Raw genomic sequence first — 18,753 nt, 5'->3', positions numbered from 1 at the left:
GGGTGCTTAAAAGGCCACCTGGTATTGCAGCACGTACTCGCCGCGCCGGCCGGTGGCGGCGAGGTCGCCGTTGGGCTGGGCGGTGTAGATGGGGCGGCTCTGGTAGTTGGCCGTGACCTTGCTGCTATTGCCCACAATAAGCCAGTTGATGCCGAAATTGGCCACCACCAGCGGGTCGGCCAGGCGGTCGTAGCGCGCCACCTGCGTCGAGGCATAGGGCTGCAAGGTGCCGTGCTCACCCAGCAGGTTGCGCTTGAGCAGGTAGCCCGCCTGGGCGTATACAATGTTGCCGGTGCCTAGCAAGGGGTAGCTGTTGCCGGGGCCGTTGAACGAGCCCTGGCCGGGCCGCACACCGTTGGCGGGGTTCATCACGCCATTGTTGCGCAGGTAGCCGGGGCCAAAATCGTAGTGAAAAAAGCCGCCGTAGGCCGTCAGAGCGGTGCCCTTGGCGGGGTTGAGTGGCGCATCGTAAAACACATCGACGCCAAACAGCTGGAGCGCCTGGCGCACGGTATCGCCGGCCAGGGTGGTGTGCCACACGCCCTGCGGCTCGTAGAGCATGCCGGCCCCGATGTTAAAGACGCGCTTGCGGCCCACATACGAGCCGACGGTGCCCGCCCCGGCGTTGCTCTCCTGGTCGAGAAACTGGTACATGAAGTAGCCGTGGTACTGCGCGCGTGGGTTGCCCACGGTGTAAGTCGAGTTGTGCGAGAGCGGGTCAGGAGTGGCCGTCGCCGTTTGCGTCACAAAGGGTTTGCCGATGGCCATCCGGTAGTCGAGCTTGCCGAGCTTGCCCTTGGCATACACCCCTAGCTGGCGCAGCAACTGGTCGTTCACGTCGTTGGTAGCTTCCTGAAATACCGGCGGGTCGAGCCCCAGAATCGACGAGGCAGCCGAGTTGGAGTAGCGGCCGGGGCCGTTCCAGCCGTTGAGGCCCACGCCCAGGCTCAGGGCCCTTTTAACTATCGCATACTCACCCGTGACATCGTGGAAAAATGACCCGGTTTTGCGGGGCGACAGGTATGAGAAGCTGTTTTGGCCAAACTGGACGTACACAAACACCCGCTTGGTAAGCTGCCCGCTCAGCACGAGGCGCACGCGCCGCAGGCCTACATCGCCGGTGCTGCTGGCTAGCTCGCCATTGACGGTGCTGCCGGGGTTGTTTTCGTTGAGGCGCACCCAGGTTTGGGCCACAAAGTTGAGCCGCAGAAACGTAGTGCTGTCCTTGGAGAGGTAGGTTTTCAGGCCGTCTTTGAGCGGAAAATCAGCCGGCGGCGTAATCTGCGCGGCTACTGGGCGGGCGGCGAGTAGGAGCACCCCTAGCCCCAGAACAGTAGATAAGCGGCAAGAGGGTGCCCGGAGGTATCGGGCTGAAAATGGTAACATTAAATCAATAATTTGGTAACAATAAACCGATTATTCATTGCGTAACTTTGCATTGAAGTACAGTCACGCTCGATTGATACGGCACGCAAAATACGAAACGCGGCTGGTCGTTAGGTGCGCTGCCGTGGTTTGACGATTGAAAAAGGGGCCTAGTGGCCGGTTGCGCGAATGCCTGCGTAGAAGATGGCGCTGAGTACCGCCGCTACCGGCAGGGTAAGCAGCCACGAAAGCCCAATTTTAGCAATCTCGCGGGAATTGGACGTTTTATTGACCAGCCCGATGCCGTAGATGCTGCCCACCGAGACGTGGGTAGTTGAAACCGGCAGGCCAAACTTACTGGCCACAATAACCAGCAGGCTCGTCACGAGATTGGCCGTAAAGCCCTGACCGTGATTGAGCTTGGAAATCTTTTTGCTCATCGTGTCGGCTACCCGGCGGCTATTGAGCAGGCCGCCAATGGCCATCGCCACGGCCAGCAGCAAGACGTTGACGGGCATCTTGAAAAAATGGCAGACCAGCAGCAGGCCAGCCAGCTTGGGCGTGTCGTTGAGGCTACGGGCAAAGCTGACGGCCGCCGCGCTCACGTAGTGCAGGTTGTTGATGAGCGGCTGAAAGCTCAGACCTAGAAAGCGACCCTGGTAGCGACTCTGGCACTCGGCTAGGGTGCCTGCGCCAGCTTGCAGCGTAGGCAGCGCCGTGAACGCAGCCGTTGGTTGCGTGGCCACCGGCACCCACTCTTGGCCGACGCACACGCACGAGGCCTCCGTGATGCCCGCCACCTGGCGCCCGCGCCGGAACAGCACGTACAGCGCCGTGCTCAGGCCTAGGGCCAGCACGGGCCCTAGCAGCAAGGGCAGGAAAAAGGTCGTGCCGAGTTTAGCGAAGTTGACGGCCCCGCCCACCGCTACCAGTCCCGCCCCAATCAGGGCGCCCACCAGGCCGTGGGTGGTTGAAATAGGAAAGCCGAGCTTGGTAGCCAGCAGCACGGTAATGCCCGCCGCTAGGGCCACCGCCAGCACAAAGGCCAGCGAATGAATAATGTCGTCGGGCACTAAGCCTTTGCCCGAGAAATTCTTAACCAGCTCGGTGGCAAAGAAATACGAGCACACGGAGCCGGCAAATGTGGCAACTGTGGCTAGCCACAGCGCCGGCTTGTACGCTAGGGTGCCGCTGCCCCACAGCGTCGCTACGCCCTTGAAATTGTCGTTGGCTCCATTGGAATACGTGAGCAGGATGACGGCCAGGAATAGCAGTACAAGCATGAAAAAGGAGTTTGAGGTGGGTAGGAAAGTCACTTAGCCTCTCAAAAAGAAGGGCGCACAGCTAGGGCAGCTACGACGCTTCAATGGCCGCCGGTTTGCCCAGCTCGGCTAAAAGCGAGTAAGCTGCACAGGGCCGTCGGTTTAAAGCTAGTACACCTTCTGCCCCCGCTGCAGCCAGATGCCCCAGGTGGGCGAGTAGGCGTGAACCTGGTCGGTGGGCTGGCCGCTAGCCCCCTCTATCGGCTGGCCCTCATTGACCCACTCGAAAATGCCGCCATAGAGGTTGCGCACATTAGTGAAGCCGGCCTGCTGAAGCCGCGCCCCTATTTTTTCGCTGCGCAAACCCACTGAGCAATACACCACAATAGGCGTATTTTTGGGTATGTCCTGCACTTCGGCCAAGGAGAACGTGTCGTAGCCTACCAGGCGCGCGCCGCGCAGGTGGCTGACGGCAAACTCGTGGGGCTCGCGGGCATCGAGCAGCACCTGGCCCGGCTGCTGCCGAAGCTGCGCCACACTCACGAAGGGCACCGACTCTTTGAGCAAGCCATTAAGCATAGTGGAGTAAAGGCGGCTGGTGGTGGCCGGGGCGTCGGCGTGGCGGCCGTGGCAGGCCGCTACTAGGCCCGCCAGCACCAGCACGACACCCAGCCGCAACCCAAAGGTGGAGGCAGTCATGGCAATAGATACGCGGGAAAGCGGCTGGCCGGTTCCTTAGCTAAGACGCTGCCCCCAGGCATAGCCCGTGAGAGTGCCAAAGCCCACCACCAGCAGCCCCTGAAACGGCAGCAGCCCATAGTCGCCATAATAAACTCCGGCCGCTAGCCCCGCCGCAAAGTAGAGCGTTAGCAGCCCCTCGGCCAGTGGCCAGGGGCTGGCTGGCGTGCTAGTGGCAGTAGAAGCTCCGGTTGTGCCCACCTTGGGCGTGCGCACAAAAGGCGACGCCCGGCGTAGCCAGCCCTGCCCGACGGCCCGGGCATTGTGCAGCGCCAAGCCCATTGACAACGCTATAAACAGCACGAAAGTGGGCGCAAACCACCGCCCCGCCGGCTGTGCGCTCCGCCGCCAAGCCCCGTAGTAATAAGCGGTAAGCGGCAGCAGGGTGAGCACAAAAACCGAGGCTAGCCGAAACACCGGCCGAAACTCGGGGCGCTGCGCCCGCACAAATACCAAGGGCACACTCAGCAGCGCCATGAGCAGAATTACGGCAAACACCGAGCTATTGAGCAGGTGAAACGTGGCGTGCCACTTGGTGGCTAGGGGCAGGCCAGGGGCCCGCCACACCCGGCCGAGGTGCTTACGGGCGGTTTCGGCGGCGCCCTTGTTCCAGCGGTACTGCTGCGATTGAAGTGCCCCTAGGCGGGCTGGCAGTTCGGCCGGAGCTACTACCTGCGGCAGGTACCGGAAGCGCCAGCCGCGCAGCTGGGCGCGGTAGCTGAGGTCGAGGTCTTCGGTGAGGGTGTCGGCGTGCCAGCCGCCGGCGTCTTCGATGCAAGCGCGGCGCCACACGCCACCCGTGCCGTTGAAATTGAGGAAGTGTCCGCCCGCCTGCCGGCCCACCTGCTCCACCAGAAAATGCGCGTTCAGCCCAAATGCCTGCAGGCGCGTGAGCAGCGAAGCGTCCTCGTTGAGGTGACCCCAGCGGGTTTGCACCATCCCAATGTCGGGGCTGTCGAAATACGGCAGTACGCGCCGCAGAAAGTCGGGCTCGGGCAGAAAGTCAGCATCGAAGATGGCAATGAACTCGCTGTCGGTCTGGGACAGGCCGTGGGCCAGTGCCCCGGCTTTATAGCCCTGGCGGCTGGGGCGGCGTACGTGGCTAATGCCAATGCCCCGGGCCTGATAGTACGCCACGCGGGCGGCCGCTAGGGGCACGGTTTCGTCGGTCGAATCGTCAAGCACCTGGATGCGCAGGCGGTCGGCCGGGTAGTCGAGGGCGGCCACGGCATCGAGGAGGCGGGCCACCACATTGGGCTCGTTATAGAGCGGCAGCTGCACCGTTACCAGCGGCCACTCGGCCGGGGCGAGCGGCGCGGGGGCGATTACAGCCCGGCGCGCCAGCCGCGTCAGCTGCCACTGCGTGAGGCTAAAGCCCAGCATAAATACCAGGCACAGCCCGTAGAGGACAACCAGCCCAGTTTCAAGAAAAAGCATGTGGGGTGAGAAAGTGGAGCAGGGCCAAGACACCCCATAGGCAGCACGCCCTTGCCTTACAAAATTCGCAACGAATCGGCGTGAATGAAGGCCGAGCCCGTGAGCCGCCCCTCCCTAGGGCCGTTTTCGAGGTTGAGCACGCCGCGCGGGCAAGCCGTGGCGCAGAGGCCGCAGCCCACGCAGGCCGCTCGCACAATGGGTTCGCCCCGCTGGGCGTACTGCTTCACATCGATGCCCATCTCGCAGGCATTCGAGCAGTTGCCGCACGAGATGCACTGCCCGCCATTGGTGCTGATACGGAAGCGCGAGAAATGCTTTTGCAGCAGGCCCAGGTAGGCGGCCATGGGGCAGCCAAAGCGGCACCACACCCGCGAGCCCAGCAGCGGATAAAACCCTACCCCGACGATACCCGAAAACACGCTACCAATCGCGAAGCCATAAAACTGCCCCAGCGGCCCCGTAACCACTCCCAGCGCTGGCACCGCCCCCGATGCCCCTAGCCACAGCAGCACCGTGAGCAGCGTTATCAGCCCCAGAATGGGGTACACCAGGCGTACTTCCCAGCGCCACGCTTGCCGGCTTTTATCGGAGAGATGGCGGTAGGCGTCGCCGGCAGTTTCGGCTAGGCCCCCGCAGCCGCAAACCCAGGCGCAGTACCAGCGCTTGCCGAAGAAATACGTGAGCACCGGCGTAGCTAAAAACGACATCGCCGCTCCCCAAAATACCATGAACACGCCCAGCCCGCCATTGTGCAGCAGCTGGCTCACGGTGCCCGGAAACAGGTAGTCGTACTTCAGCGGCCAGAAATAGGTGAAGTAGAACTCGGGCCGCTGCAACGCCAGCAGCAACCCCGGCAGCAGAAAGCCAAACCCCAGTTGAAAGAACATAACCGAGGCGGTGCGCGCCAGGTGGTAGCGCGAAAAACGGTATTTCCACAGCGCCCGGCCGCCCATCACCAGCACCGCCATCGTGTAAAACGTGCCGTAGAGAAACCACTGGTCGGCTGCCCGGTGGCGGGCCCACTGGCTAAACGGGTCGAGCGCCCGAATTAGGTTTGTCAGTAGCCACGGAAACCAATACACCACCACGTAGAAGCCCGTTAGGGCCACGCCGGTGGCCCAGGCCACGGCTCCCCGGCTGGTGCTAGGCCGGCGCCACAGGTCGTGCGGGTGCCAGCCGGCCTCGCGCTTGCCGAAGGCTAGCCAGGCCCAGCCCAGCGCCCCACCGCTCAGCAGTGCAAGCGCACAGTACAAGCTCAGCCGGGCGCGGGCCACGTCGGCATCGGCCGCAGCGGCCAGCAGCGTCAGCAGGCCGAGAGCCACTGCCGCCAGGGCTGGCTTCTCGCCAGGGGGGCTAGCGGCCGGAGGGGCAGGAGCCAGGGCTAGCGAGGAAATCGAAACGTCTTGCATAACTGAATGTAGTAAAAAAGCTACCCTAGCCGCACGCCGAACAGGCCCCGCCGACGGGTAGCCGGAGCCACTGGCAAGTCAGGAAACTGCCGGGCAAACTCGCGCCGGATGGCCGGCTCGTGCTGACGCGAAAACTCCGCATCAAAATTGGCGGCCGCCAGCTGGGTAAGCACTTCGTTGATAGGGGTTTGCTCGCGTAGCCAGCGCTCCCACACATCCTGGCGCTGGCGCAAGCCAATGGCATTCACGCCCGTCACGGCGTGGTTAGCCTGGCGAAAGTTGATGCGCAGCAAGTGCTTGCCTGCCGGATGCTGCCAGCAAAAACTCGCCGTGTCGGCGGCGAGCTGGGCAGGCACGCGGCCGTACGTCTGGTATTCAAGGTTAAAGAACTTGGCCGAGTTGAACCACTGACCACGTTGGTAGGGAGTAGGCTGGCCGCAAATGGTGTGGGCCACGGTTTCGCCCTGCATCCGGCCGGTGTACCAGAGCTGCTCTACGGCCACCTCACCGGGGGCGGGCTGGCGGTGCTGGGCACAGTCGCCTGCGGCATACACGCCCGGCGCGCTGGTTTCGAGCAAGGTATTGACCAGAATGCCCCGGTCGGTTTCGAGGCCGGCGGCGCGGGCCAGCGTCAGGTTGGGTTGCACGCCGGTGGCTAGGCCCACCCACTCGGCCGGCAGCTCTTGGCCGGTGGTCGTGACGATGGCGCGGGCGCAGCCTTGCGCATCGCCGAGCACTTCACGTAGCTCGGTATTTGCCTGGAAATTAATGTCGTGGCTTTTGATGTGCGCCGCCAGCAGCGCCGATTCTTCGGGCGGCAGCACCGATTGCCAGTAGCGCGCCTCCCGCACCAGCCACGTCACGGCTATGCCCCGCGAGTGCAGCATTTCGGCCAGCTCTACGCCAACTAGGCCCCCACCCACCACCACGGCGTGGCGAATGCCTTGGGTGGTGCGACTCATACTTTCGAGGTCGGGCAGGCCATAAAAGCCTTGCACGCCGCGCAACTGCTGGCCCGGCCAGCCAGCGGTGCGCACCACCGAGCCCGTAGCCAGCAGCAAGCAGTCGTAGGCCAAGGCGTGGCCGGTGGCCAGCTGCACGGTACGGGCGACGGTGTCCAGGCCAGTGGCTTCGGCGTGCACCAGCTCCAGGCGGTTTTCAAGCCAGAACCAGTCTTCGTAGGGCTTTACGTCAGTGTAGCGCAAGTGCCCCAGGTACAAGTACATCAGGGCAGGCCGCGAGTAGTGGTGGGCGCTTTCGGCCGACACCAGCGTGATGCGGGCCTCGGGCGAGAGCCGCCGTGCCGTGATGGCCGCCGTGACGCCCGTGATGCCGTTGCCAATGATAACGAGATGCATAAGTCGCAAATGAACGCCCAAAACAGGGCTAGCCAACCCGGCCGGGGTACCACCTACGTAGCTACCCCAGCTACCCGATTGCGCGGCCCCGGTCGTTCTTTGTAGCCGCAACCCCCTTCGCTGCTCCCCTTGACTACTCTTCCACGCATTGGCGTGCTTATTCCGGCTCACAACGAGGAGCGCTCCATCGGGCTGGTGCTGGGTGAAATCCCGGCTAACCTGGTGCAGGAAGTAGTGGTAGTCGACAATGCCTCAACTGATAACACCGCCGCCGCTGCCCGCGCGGCCGGGGCCACGGTGCTGGCCGAGCCCCGTCCCGGCTACGGCCAGGCCTGCCTGGCTGGGCTAGCCTACTATGCTGCTCAGCCCGCCGCCCGCACGCCCGAAATTATTGTGTTTCTCGACGGCGACCATTCCGATTTTCCCGAAGAGATGCCCGCGCTGCTAGCCCCCCTCCTGAGAGGTGAGGCCGAGATGGTGATTGGCTCGCGGGCGTTGGGCCAGCGCGAGCGCGGAGCCCTGCTGCCCCAGCAGCGCTTCGGCAACTGGCTGGCGTCGCGCTTATTGCGCCTGCGCTACGGCGGCACCCACACCGACCTGGGTCCCTTCCGGGCCATCAGGGCCGACGCGCTGGCCCGCCTGGGCATGGCCGACACCAACTACGGCTGGACGGTCGAAATGCAGGTAAAGGCTGCCCGGCTTGGTTTGCGCGTGGCCGAAGTGCCCGTGCGCTACCGCCGCCGCATCGGCGTGAGCAAGGTGTCGGGCACGGTGCGCGGCACGGTGGGGGCCGGCTATAAAATCCTGTGGACAATCTTTAAATACTGGTAATTTCAGCGCTTCCTCTTGCCAACTTCGCCATCTCCTGCCTCCTGGCTACGTGCGGGCCAACTAGGGGCGCTCCTGCTGACGGGGGCCGCCTACTGGGGGCTAGCCTATGCTACGCCGCGCCCGCAGTTTGGGCAGCTGCTCGGGCTGCTGGCGGTGGCGGGTGTAGCCTATGTATGGCTGCTGCGCACGCAGTTGCCGTTGCGCTGGGGGCTAGGGGCCGCGCTGCTGTTTCGCCTGCTCTGGCTGCCGGCCACTCCCGCGCTGAGCGACGATTTTTACCGCTTCCGCTGGGATGGGCTGCTGGTTAGCCACGGCCACAATCCCTTTGCCGAAACACCCCGCCAGCTCCTGGCTTGGCCACCCGCCGACTCGGCTACCCTGCCCATGCCTGAGCTGCGGCGCCTGCTGCCGCACCTCAACTCGCCAGCCTACTTTTCGGTGTACCCGCCCGTATGCCAGGCGCTGTATGGAGCCGCCACGAAGGCTTTTCCCACTTCCCAAACTGGCTTTTTGATAGTGGTGCGCCTAGCGCTGCTGTTGGCCGATGCGGGCGCGGCAGTGCTACTGCTGTGGCTGCTGCCGCTCGCCGGCTGGCCCGCCCGCCGCGCCCTGGCCTACCTGCTACACCCGCTAGTGGTAGTCGAAGTGGTGGGCAATGTGCACATGGAGGGAGCAGTCGTTTGCCTGCTGCTGCTGGCAGGGGCGCTGCTGGCCCGCCGTAGGCTGCGCCTGGCTGCCGGGGCGTTTGCCCTAGCCGTGGCCACCAAGCTGCTTCCATTGCTAGCGCTGCCGCTGCTGGCCCGGTGCCTCAGCCCGCGCCGGTTGTGGCAGTTTGTAGGTGTGCTGACAGGTTGCCTAGGGGTGCTTTTTGCGCCTTTTCTTTCCTGGCGTCTCTTTCTGCATATTGGCTTGAGTATCGGCCTTTATTTTCAACGCTTTGAGTTCAATGCCAGCGTATTCTATGTATTGCTGGCGCTGGGCAAATGGCTTACGGGCTACGACCTAGTGGGTGGGCTAGGGCCACTGCTAGGCGCGGCAACCATCTGCCTGATTTTCCTGATAGCGCGGCGGGCCGGGCGGCCAGCGCTATCGGCGCTGCCGCATTGGCTGCTGCTCACGTTCAGCGGGTACTTTATGCTGGCTACTACTGTGCACCCCTGGTACCTGGTGCCACTGGTGGCACTAAGTTGCTTTTCCCGGCTACACTATGCGCGAGTGTGGGCAGGGCTGGCCGTGCTATCCTACTCCGCTTACCGCACCTCAGCCTACACCGAGAGTGGCGTACTACTGACCCTTGAGTACGGGGTAGTGCTGGCCTGGGCCATCGGTGAGTACTACCTGGGGCGCTGGCAGCGGCCAAGCGCTACTACTGGCCCCTGGCCGGGTGGCGCCAGCGAGCCAGGTCCTGGGCCGAGTCCACGTCGTGCAGGGTAGGTAGCTGCGCCACGCGCAAGCCCAGGCGGGCGGCATCGGCTAGGGTATCGGGCAGCACAGTAGCCGTGCTCCAGTCTTTATTGGCGAATAGCTCGGTTTCTAACTTATTCATGCCCAATAGGTAGTAGCCGCCATCGTCAGCCGGCCCTATCACCAGCTCGTGGCTTAGCAGCTGGTCAAAAGCCTGCTGTAGCAGCTCGGCACTCAGGCCGGGGCAGTCGGTACCAATGATGACGACCCGGCTCGCGCCCGCCGCAAATGCCTGACCGAAGGCCTGCGCCATGCGCTCGCCCAGCGAGCCGGCGGCCGGCTGCACGCGCCAGGGAAGGCCGGGCCACTCGGGCCGGGGCTGGGTCGGGTCGGCCCCGGCCGGGGCCTCGGCCAGCCAAACGGTGGCGGGCACCTGGGCCGCCGTTACGGCCGCCGCCGTCAGGGCCAGCAGCTCGCGGTACACGGCTAGGGCCGCCTCGGCGCCGATGCCCGCCGCCAGGCGGGTTTTGACGCGCCCCAGCTCCGGCTCGCGGGCAAAGACTAACAGGTGAGCAGCGGGTAGGGCGGTGGACATACGCAGATAGGTTACTAGCAAAAGAAGAGCGGCAAGCTACGGCCTGCCTCCTCAAAACTGTCGCTACAGCTTCCCCTGCCGAATGAGCCGGCGGTAAAGCTGCACCAGGCGCCGCTGCGACAGGCCTATCTTATAGAGTAGTACGATGAGCGTGAAAATCCCTTGGAGCCGAAAAACCCCGTTTACCAAGTACTTGCGCGCTGAGGTAGTCACGGCGCGGGGCAGCAGCCGAAACGGCGCCCGCGCCCGCAGGCGACCCACTATTTCCTGGTCTTCCATCAACAGCAAGTCCTCGCGGTAGCCCCCCAGGCGCTCGAATAGCTCGCGGCGCACAAATAAGCTTTGGTCGCCAAAGCGCACGGCTGTCAGGGGCAGGCGGGTGCACCACGCGCTGAACCGCAAAAACCAGTGCGGATGGTCGAAGGCCAGCCGGTAGCAGCCCGCCCCAGAGCCCTGCGCTACGGCCTGCCGCACATCGGCCAAAAAGCCGGGCGGCGGGTAGGAGTCAGCGTGCAGAAAATACAGCACCTCGCCCCTTGCCTGCTGCGCGCCATAGTTGAGCTGCGCGGCGCGGCCTTTATGGGGGCTGGCAAGCACCGTAGCCCCGGCCTGACTGGCCAGCTGCACGGTGCCGTCGGTGCTGCCCCCATCCACAACCAGGATTTCCACGGCCGGCCCGCTGGCCGCGGCCTGCACTAGGTAGCTTAGTAGGTCCGCGATGGCCTCGGCCTCGTTGTAGGTCGGAATGATGATGCTGACTGTCAGTCCGGCAGCCGGCAGCTGGCTGGGACTGGCTACACTGCCGGTCAGCATCAAAGGAAAAAACATACGTATAGCCGCTAGCCCCGGCGACACTGGTTGCCCGCCCGGCGCCAGTAGGTACGCCGGGGCCAGGGGGGCGTTGCGTAAGCAAGCCGCTCGGCCGTTGCTTACCCGTTGTTTTTTCTTACTTACGCACCTAGCCTCCATGCCGATTTTTCCGGTTTCGCATCCTCTTCTCAAGCGCTTCGACCGCTGGGCCGCGCCGGCTCTGGCCCTCGTGGGCCTGGGGCTTTTGCTGCTCGAAGCCCGCCACCCGCTGCGGCGGCGCACCCGCCCGCGCCCCGAGCGTTGGCGCCGTAATGCCTTGCTGGCGGCCCCCTCGCTGCCCGCTGCCCGCCTCACGCTGCTACCCGCCATGGTGGGCCTGGCGCAGGTGGCAGCGCCACGCTACCCGGCCAGGCAGCTAGCCCGCCTGCCGGCTCCTTTACGCCTCGGCCTCGAACTATTGGTGCTTGATTATCTGGCTTATAGCTGGCACCGGCTGCTGCACGCGCCGCTGCTGTGGCGGCTGCACCGCGTGCACCACAACGACCTCGACATGGACATTACCACCGCCTGGCGGTTTCACTTTGGCGAGATGCTGGCCAGCATTCCGTACCGGGCGGGGCTGCCGGCGCTGCTGGGCATTCGGCCGGCCACGGTACTGGCCTACGAGGCGGTGTTTGAAGCCGGCACCGCCTTTCACCACAGCAATTGGCGGCTGCCGCTGGCCCTGGAGCGCCAGCTGGTGCGGCTGGTCGTGACCCCGCGCGCCCACGGCATCCACCACTCGGTGGTGCACCGCGAATCGCAAAGCAATTTTGGCGTCGTGCTCACGCTCTGGGACCACCTGCACCGCACCCTGCGCCTGAATGTGCCGCAGCAAGCTCTCACCATCGGCGTGCCGGCCTACCCCGACCCGGCCCGCCAGACTGTGGCTCAACTGCTGGCCTTGCCGCTAGCTCCGCTGGAGCCCTGGGCCCGCCCCGATGGCACGGTGCCCGAGCGGACTACTCTGCTCTAAACATTTACGGCCGCATCCAGTGTGCAGTCCGGCCGGCCGATGCCCACCCGCGACCGGACCGGCGTGTTAGTTGATGTATTTCGTCAAAAAGTCAAGGGCTTGCGTCGTGCAGGCCTCTGCCTCAGGCAGGTCCGGGGTCGCGTTAAACCCATGCCACATGCCTTCAAACACCAGCAGTTCGGCTGATACATGGACCGTCTTTAACGCCTGATGCAAGCGGACGCTGTTGCTTGGAAACAGGTCTCGCGTACCGGTCGCGATGACCGATGGGACGAACCCTTTGCTGTAATCGGCCTGAATCAGGGAGACGGACGGTTTTGTAAGGCCCGTGCCCGGGGAAACAATGACGTGGTCTGTGGTCAGTCGCTGCGTAAAGTTTTTCCAGACGAGCAGGTCGCGGCCATCGTTGGCCACGTACGAGTCGCCTGCGCCCGTGGCATCGGTAGAGGGCGTGCTGATGGCCGCGGCGACGGGCAACTTGAGGTGGGCATCGCGGGCCTGCAGAATGGTGTTGACCACGTAGTAGCTGCCCACAGAGCCACCGTCAATCAGTAGTTTCCTATGGGCATTCTCCGTGACCAGTTGCCGGTAGGCCGCCAAGACTTCCTGGCTCGACTCGTCCAACTTGGCCTTCGGGGCCAGGGTATAGTATAATCGACGCAGACCACGAGGGCATGGAGCCGGGCACAATACTGGATGGCCACGTAGTCGACGGCCCCGCCCAGCGTGGCGTATTCGAGGTAAATACCGCGCTGCAGCCAGGAGTCCGACGTAGTTGGCATGAAATGAAGAAACAGAATAAATAGGCGTTGCAGGCAGCGCGCAGCGCGGGTTGGAAAACAGAAAATGAGTATCGACAACGCCTTAGTCGTCGTCGCCTTGCCCGCCGCTGCTCTTGCCCTGCTGGGCCTGCAGATAATATGCGCCGTTAATGACGATTTGGGCGTTGGCGGGCAGCTTATCTACGGGCGTAATGGCGGTGAAGCCCCTGGCGGCGGCCCCGGTGCGCACCTCGTGCTTTTCGTAGACGTATTCGTTGCCGGTGGCTTCGTGGCGGGTGCTGACCAGCGTGTAGAGGTAGTTCGACTCGCCTTCCGGCACGAGCGCCGCATCGGGCACGGTGGCGACGGCGGCCGGCGCGGCGGCCGGGTCTACGTCAATGACGGCGTTGACGAACAGGCCAGGCAGCAGCTGCTCATCGTGGTTGTGGTCGATAATGGCGCGCACCTTCACGGTTTTAGTGGCAGGGTTGAAGGCTGGGTCGATGTAAGCTACTAGGGCCTCAGTAGCGGGCCGGTCGGGCAGGCTGGGCAAGGTGACGTGCACGGCCTGCCCCACGTGCACCTTGCCGAAGTCCTGCTCAAACACCTGCAGCTCCACAAACAGCCGGCGCGTGTCCAGCACCTCGAATAAGGGCCCGGCCGGCGACACGGAGGCTCCTATAGCTAGGCCCGGCTGGTAGCGCAGCCGCCCGGCCAGCGGCGATTTCACGGGGATGCGGCTGACGAGGCGGCCGGCCCGCAGCGGCCCTAGGGCAATGCCGAGGGTCGTGAGGCGGCTTTCGAGGCTGCGCAGCGTGGCGCGGGCAGCATTGTAGTTGGCGGCGGTTTGCTGCACGTTCTTGGCCACGCCCACCTGCTCGGCAAGGAGAGCTTTCTGGCGGTTGTAGTCGGCTTCGAGAAACGCGAACTGGTCGCGCTGGGTGAGGTAGTCCTGTTGGAGCTGCACAAAATCGGGGTTTTCCAACTCGGCCAGCACCTGGCCCTGGCGCACCGGCTGCCCTTCGGTGACGGGTAGCGCGCGGATAATGCCGCCCTGGTAGGCACTCACGCTGGCCCGGCGCTGAGGCGGCAGGCTGAGCGTGCCAGTGGCCTTGACCACATTGCTCACGTCCTGCGTCGTCAAGCGGCCGAGCCGCAGATTGATGGCCCGCACCTGGTTTTCCGACAGCTGCACTTGGTTGGGGGCTAGCGGCGGGTCGGCCGCCTGCGTGGCCGTGGGATGGTCGTCGTCATCGGCGCCCTTTTTGCCGCAGCCCGTCAACAGACTCAGGGCGAGCAAGAAAAAAAACGGAAAGTGAGAAGGCGTCATGGTGGATTCGGAAGGTCGGCCCGTTGTTAGTTGGCGCCCAGCAGATAGGTCAGGGTAATAATGCTTTGGTTATACTGATTCAGCGCTTCGAGGTACTGGCCGCGAATTCCGTAAGCCTGAGTGAGGGCGGCCACGTACTCCACGTAGCCAACTTCGCCGGCGCGGTAGCTTTTCTTGGCCACGCGCACGATTTCGCGGGCCTGCTGCAAGCCGGCGCTTTCCAGGTAGCGCAGGGCCTCGTCGGCTTTCTCCACCTGCTGCACCTGCTGGGCCAGGGCAGCCTGCACGTTGTTGCGGGCGTTGGCCAGGTCGGCTTCGGCCACCTTGATGGCCAGCGCGCCGGCCTGGGTGCGGCTGCGCTGGGCCCGGGCAAAGAGGGGCACGTTCAGGCCAACGCCGTAGCCATAGAAGCCGCCTTCCCCGGCCTGGGTCTGGCGGTTGTAATAGGCAGAGAAGTCCGGCAGGTTGCGGGCTTTGAGCACTCGCTGCTGGGCCTGCGCTACCACCAGTTGCTGCTGGCTCAGGGCAATAGTAGGATTGTCGCGGCCCTGGGCCGTATCAGCCAGGGCCGGGGGGCGCGGCAGCCGCACCAGGGCATTGGCCGGCAGGGCTACTAGCTGCGGCGCGCCCAGCACGCGTTGCAGCTCCCGCTCAAAAATGCGGCGGTCGGCCTCGGCCTGGCGGCGGGCCACTTCGACTTCGCGGGCCCTAGCGGCGGCCGACACCTGCTCCAGGTAGGACGCCTCGCCGAGCTTATAGCGCACGGCGGCGGCCCGGGCAAAGTCGCGGTAGAGGCTGTCCTGATTAGTCAGCAGCCGCAGCCGGGCCAGCCCGTAGGCCAGCTGCAGGTAGGCCGCCTGCACGTCGCGGCGTAGGCTGGCTTGGGTGAGCGCGCGGCTACGTTCGCTCAGGGTCACCTGCTGGCGCAGGGCCTGGGCCTGTCGCGCGTACACGGTAGGAAATTCCAGGCTCTGGCCCACGCCATAGGTTTTATTGCCGGGCAGTGCGGCGTTGTCCTCGTAGCCGTAGCTGAGGCTGGTGCGGCCGGGCTCCAGGGCCGTACCGAGCAGGGCCTGCTGCTGCTGCACCGAGTAGGTGGCGCTCTGCAGACCGGGGTTGCGCTGCAGTGCCTGGCCGAGGGCGGCATCCAGCGTCAGGGGTGTTGCTGCGGCCGGCGCGCTAGGTAGGGTTTGCGCCCCCGCCGGCTGGGCGAGCAGCGCGCTCCCCACCACCAGCAGTAGGACCATTCCGCCCGCCGCTAGCCCGCCGCCGGGAGCTGGCGGAACGGCAGCATCCTCAGCAGGGGTAGGGGCAGGCGGAGTGCCCCGCCCACCTTTCAGAAACAAGCTGTAGAGCACCGGCAGCACCACCAGCGTAAGCAGCGTGGCCGTGACCAGCCCGCCGATAACCACCGTGGCTAGCGGGCGCTGCACTTCGGCCCCCGCCGTGTTGGACAAAGCCATCGGCAAAAAGCCCAGCGAGGCCACGGCGGCCGTCATCACCACCGGCCGCAGGCGGGCCGCCGTGCCGAGGCGCACGCGCTCCAGTACGTCGTGCACGCCTTCGGCTTCGAGGCGGTTGAACTCGCCGATGAGCACGATGCCGTTGAGCACGGCCACACCGAACAAGGCAATGAAGCCTATCCCGGCCGAGACGCTGAACGGCAGACCCCGCGCCCACAGCGCCACCACGCCGCCGATGGCCGAAAGCGGAATGGCCGTAAAAATCAACAGCGACTCTTTCAAGGAGCTAAAGGTGAAAAACAGCAGGCTGAATATCAGTGCCAGCGCCACGGGCACGGCAATGCTGAGCCGCTGCTGCGCCTCGACCAGGTTCTGGAACTGGCCGCCGTAGGTGAGGTAGTAGCCAGGGGGCAGCGGCAGCTTTTGGGCCAGCACCCGCTGGATGTCCTGCACCACGCTTTGCACGTCGCGGCCCCGCGCGTTCAGGCCTACCGTAATGCGACGCTTGCCGTCCTCGTGCGAAATCTGGGCTGGGCCATCCTTCAGCTCGATTTGGGCCACCTCGCTCAGCGGCACCTGGTTGGTGTCGGCCAGGGCCACGGGCAGGGCGCGCACGTCGTCGATGCTGGTACGGTGGGCCGAGTCGAGGCGCAGCACCAGGTCGAAGCGTTTGGCCCCCTCGTACACCGTGCCGGCCGTGGCCCCGGAGAAGCCCGTGGCCAGCACGTCGGCGACCTCGCTCACGGGCAGGCCGTACTGCGCCAGCCGGTCGCGGTTGAAGTTCACCGTGATTTGGGGCAGGCCGGCCGTACGCTCGGCCGCCACGTCCTGCGCGCCCGGGACGGTGGCGATAAGCGCGGCGGCTTGCTGGCCGAGCGCCGCCAGCCGGGCCAGGTCCTCGCCGTAAATCTTGACAGCCACATCCTGCCGGGCGCCCGAAATCAATTCGTTGAAGCGCAGCTGGATGGGCTGCGAGAACTGGTAGTCTACGCCCGGCAATACCTCCAGGGCTTCTTTCATCTTGGTAGCCAGCTCGTCGCGGGTTGCAGCCGAGGTCCACTCGGCGCGGGGCTTAAGCAGGATGGTGACCATGGCTACTTCAATGGGGTCGGGGTCGGTAGGAATATCGGCCACCCCGATGCGGCTCACCACACCCGTGACTTCGGGAAACTGCCGGCGCAGGATGGCCCCCACCTGCCCCGTGGCGGCTACCGTCTGGCCAAGGGCCGTGCCATTGGGCATCCGCATCTCGATGGCCAGGTCGCCTTCATCCAGGGTCGGGATAAACTCCCCACCTAGGGTACGAAACAGCAGGTAAGCTCCCACCAGCAGTACGCCGGATAGCCCGAGTACAAGGGAGCGGTGGCGCAGCGCGCGGGCCAGCAACGGCGCGTAGCTGCGCTGCACGCGGGCCATGAGCTTGTCGGAGAAGGTTTCCTTGGTGTCGGCCTTGCGGCTCAGGGCTAGCGCGGCCATCATGGGCACGTAGGTCAGCGAGAGCAGCAGCGCCCCCACGATGGCGAAGGCCACCGTTTCGGCCATCGGCCGGAACATCTTGCCCTCAATGCCGGCCAGCGCCAGAATGGGCAGGTACACCATCAGAATGATGATTTCGCCGAATGAGGCCGAGTGCCGGATGCGACTGGCTGACTCGTACACGGCCGCGTTCATCTCGTCGCGCGTCAGCTCGGGCGAGCCGGCGGGGCGGCCGTGGGCCACCCGCGACACGATGGCTTCGACGATAATCACGGCCCCGTCTACAATCAGCCCGAAGTCGATGGCCCCGAGCGAGAGAAGGTTGCCCGACACGCCGAACAAGTTCATCAGGCTGATGGCAAATAGCATGGCCAGCGGAATGACTGAGGCTACCACCAGCCCGGCCCGCCAGTTGCCCAGAAACAGGATGAGCACGAAAAGCACAATCAGCGCGCCCTCTTCCAGATTTTTGGTAACCGTGTGAATGGCCCGGCTAATCAGGTCGGAGCGGTCCAGAAACGGTTCAATAATAACGCCTTTCGGCAGCGACCGCTGCACCTGCGCCATGCGCTCTTTCACGCGGCTCACCACCTGGTTGGAGTTTTCGCCCTTGAGCATGAGAATTACCCCGCCCACTACTTCGCCCTCATTGTTGCGGGTCATGGCCCCGTAGCGCACGGCCGACCCGAAGCGCACCTGGGCCACGTCGCGCACCAGCACGGGCGTGCGGCCGCGCACTACTACCACCGTGCGCGCCACGTCGTTCAGGCTTTTGACCAGGCCCAGGCCCCGGATAAAGTAGGTCCGAGGCCCCTTCTCGATGTAGGCGCCGCCGGTGTTGCGGTTGTTGCCCTGCAGGGCCGTCAGCAGCTCGCTCATGGTGATGCCTACCTGGCGCAGACGCTGCGGGTTCACGGCCACCTCGTACTGCTTGCGGTAGCCGCCGAAGCCGTTGATTTCGGCCACGCCGGGGATACCGGCCAGCTGCCGGCGCACGGTCCAGTCCTGCAGCGTGCGCAGGTCCATGGGGCTGAACTGCCGCTCGTAGCCCGGCGCGGGGTGCAGCACGTACTGGTAGATTTCGCCCAGCCCGGTGCTGATAGGCGCCAGCTCGGGCGTGCCGGAGCCGGGCGGAATCTGCTGAATGGCTTCCTGCAGCTTTTCGCTCACCATTTGGCGGGCCCGGTAAGGGTCCACGTCCTCGCGGAAGACGATGGTGACGTTGGAGAGGCCAAAGCGCGAGATGGAGCGCACCTCGATGGCCCCGGGCACGTTGGCCATCGCCAGCTCGATGGGGACCGTGACGGTTTGCTCGATTTCCTGCGTTGCCAATGCAGGCGAGAGGGTGTTGACCTGCACCTGGTTGTTGGTGATGTCGGGCAGCGCGTCGATGGGCAGCTGCGTGAGAGCGTAGCCGCCCCAGGCCACGAGCAGCACCACCAGAAAGCCGATAAGCAGCTTATGGTGAATGGAGAAGTGAATGATTCTATCAAACATGC

General features: G+C 64.7%; 14 protein-coding genes. 3 read left to right on the top strand and 11 right to left on the bottom strand.

Annotation, left to right across the window (positions count from 1 at the left end; genetic code table 11):
- Positions 1-6: 6 nt before the first annotated feature.
- The 6 genes from J4D99_RS00645 to J4D99_RS00620 all read right to left on the bottom strand — a co-directional run bounded on the left by J4D99_RS00645 (position 7) and on the right by J4D99_RS00620 (position 7,569).
- Positions 7-1,317, bottom strand: a complete 1,311-nt coding sequence (locus J4D99_RS00645; protein WP_236018443.1) for a hypothetical protein — start codon at positions 1,315-1,317, stop codon at positions 7-9.
- Between the two features lie 218 nt (positions 1,318-1,535).
- Complete coding sequence (locus J4D99_RS00640) at positions 1,536-2,648, bottom strand: inorganic phosphate transporter (protein WP_208129763.1); 1,113 nt, start codon at positions 2,646-2,648, stop codon at positions 1,536-1,538.
- Between the two features lie 147 nt (positions 2,649-2,795).
- A complete protein-coding gene (locus tag J4D99_RS00635; protein WP_208129762.1) occupies positions 2,796-3,326 on the bottom strand; it encodes a rhodanese-like domain-containing protein in 531 nt (176 codons plus the stop codon).
- Positions 3,327-3,362: 36 nt separating this feature from the next.
- Positions 3,363-4,802: a cellulose synthase family protein gene (locus J4D99_RS00630; protein ID WP_208129761.1), complete on the bottom strand. Its 1,440-nt coding sequence runs from the start codon at positions 4,800-4,802 to the stop codon at positions 3,363-3,365.
- Positions 4,803-4,858: 56 nt separating this feature from the next.
- Positions 4,859-6,211 carry a 4Fe-4S binding protein gene (locus tag J4D99_RS00625; protein WP_208129760.1) on the bottom strand — a complete coding sequence of 451 codons (1,353 nt, stop codon included), beginning with the start codon at positions 6,209-6,211 and terminating at the stop codon, positions 4,859-4,861.
- A gap of 20 nt (positions 6,212-6,231) precedes the next feature.
- Positions 6,232-7,569: an NAD(P)/FAD-dependent oxidoreductase gene (locus J4D99_RS00620; protein WP_208129759.1), complete on the bottom strand. Its 1,338-nt coding sequence runs from the start codon at positions 7,567-7,569 to the stop codon at positions 6,232-6,234.
- A 129-nt stretch (positions 7,570-7,698) separates the two neighbouring features.
- Here J4D99_RS00620 and J4D99_RS00615 point away from each other — a divergent pair, with 129 nt between their 5' ends.
- Together J4D99_RS00615 and J4D99_RS00610 are read left to right on the top strand one after the other, a co-directional pair.
- Positions 7,699-8,400: a glycosyltransferase family 2 protein gene (locus J4D99_RS00615; protein WP_255554888.1), complete on the top strand. Its 702-nt coding sequence runs from the start codon at positions 7,699-7,701 to the stop codon at positions 8,398-8,400.
- A 15-nt stretch (positions 8,401-8,415) separates the two neighbouring features.
- Positions 8,416-9,834, top strand: coding sequence for an MptA/MptB family glycosyltransferase (locus J4D99_RS00610; RefSeq protein WP_208129758.1), 1,419 nt, complete (start codon positions 8,416-8,418; stop codon positions 9,832-9,834).
- Here the strand turns inward: J4D99_RS00610 and J4D99_RS00605 are convergent.
- Together J4D99_RS00605 and J4D99_RS00600 are read right to left on the bottom strand one after the other, a co-directional pair.
- On the bottom strand, positions 9,767-10,399 hold the full coding sequence (locus tag J4D99_RS00605) for a TIGR04282 family arsenosugar biosynthesis glycosyltransferase (protein WP_208129757.1): 633 nt from the start codon (positions 10,397-10,399) through the stop codon (positions 9,767-9,769). The two genes, J4D99_RS00610 and J4D99_RS00605, sit on opposite strands and share 68 nt — an antisense overlap.
- 63 nt (positions 10,400-10,462) lie before the next feature.
- Entirely contained in the window at positions 10,463-11,227 is a 765-nt protein-coding gene (locus J4D99_RS00600; RefSeq protein ID WP_236018442.1) for a TIGR04283 family arsenosugar biosynthesis glycosyltransferase, read from the bottom strand.
- A 139-nt stretch (positions 11,228-11,366) separates the two neighbouring features.
- Between J4D99_RS00600 and J4D99_RS00595 the strand changes: the two genes are divergently transcribed.
- A complete protein-coding gene (locus J4D99_RS00595) occupies positions 11,367-12,224 on the top strand; it encodes a sterol desaturase family protein (RefSeq protein WP_208129756.1) in 858 nt (285 codons plus the stop codon).
- 66 nt (positions 12,225-12,290) lie between these two features.
- Here J4D99_RS00595 and J4D99_RS00590 read toward each other — a convergent pair whose 3' ends face one another.
- From J4D99_RS00590 to J4D99_RS00580, 3 genes are all read right to left on the bottom strand, one after another.
- Complete coding sequence (locus J4D99_RS00590) at positions 12,291-12,914, bottom strand: alpha/beta hydrolase (RefSeq protein ID WP_255554886.1); 624 nt, start codon at positions 12,912-12,914, stop codon at positions 12,291-12,293.
- Between the two features lie 174 nt (positions 12,915-13,088).
- The gene (locus J4D99_RS00585) at positions 13,089-14,315 is read right to left on the bottom strand and encodes an efflux RND transporter periplasmic adaptor subunit (RefSeq protein WP_208129754.1); all 1,227 of its coding nucleotides are present in this window, start codon (positions 14,313-14,315) and stop codon (positions 13,089-13,091) included.
- A 26-nt stretch (positions 14,316-14,341) separates the two neighbouring features.
- Positions 14,342-18,751 carry a CusA/CzcA family heavy metal efflux RND transporter gene (locus tag J4D99_RS00580; protein WP_208129753.1) on the bottom strand — a complete coding sequence of 1,470 codons (4,410 nt, stop codon included), beginning with the start codon at positions 18,749-18,751 and terminating at the stop codon, positions 14,342-14,344.
- Between the last annotated feature and the right edge of the window lie 2 nt (positions 18,752-18,753).

Origin of the sequence: Hymenobacter sp. BT559 (genome assembly GCF_017571525.1) — a bacterium.
Taxonomy (GTDB): Bacteria; Bacteroidota; Bacteroidia; order Cytophagales; family Hymenobacteraceae; genus Hymenobacter; species Hymenobacter ginsengisoli.
Note: the sequence above shows the minus strand (reverse complement) of the source record. Positions and strands in the feature narration are given on the sequence as shown.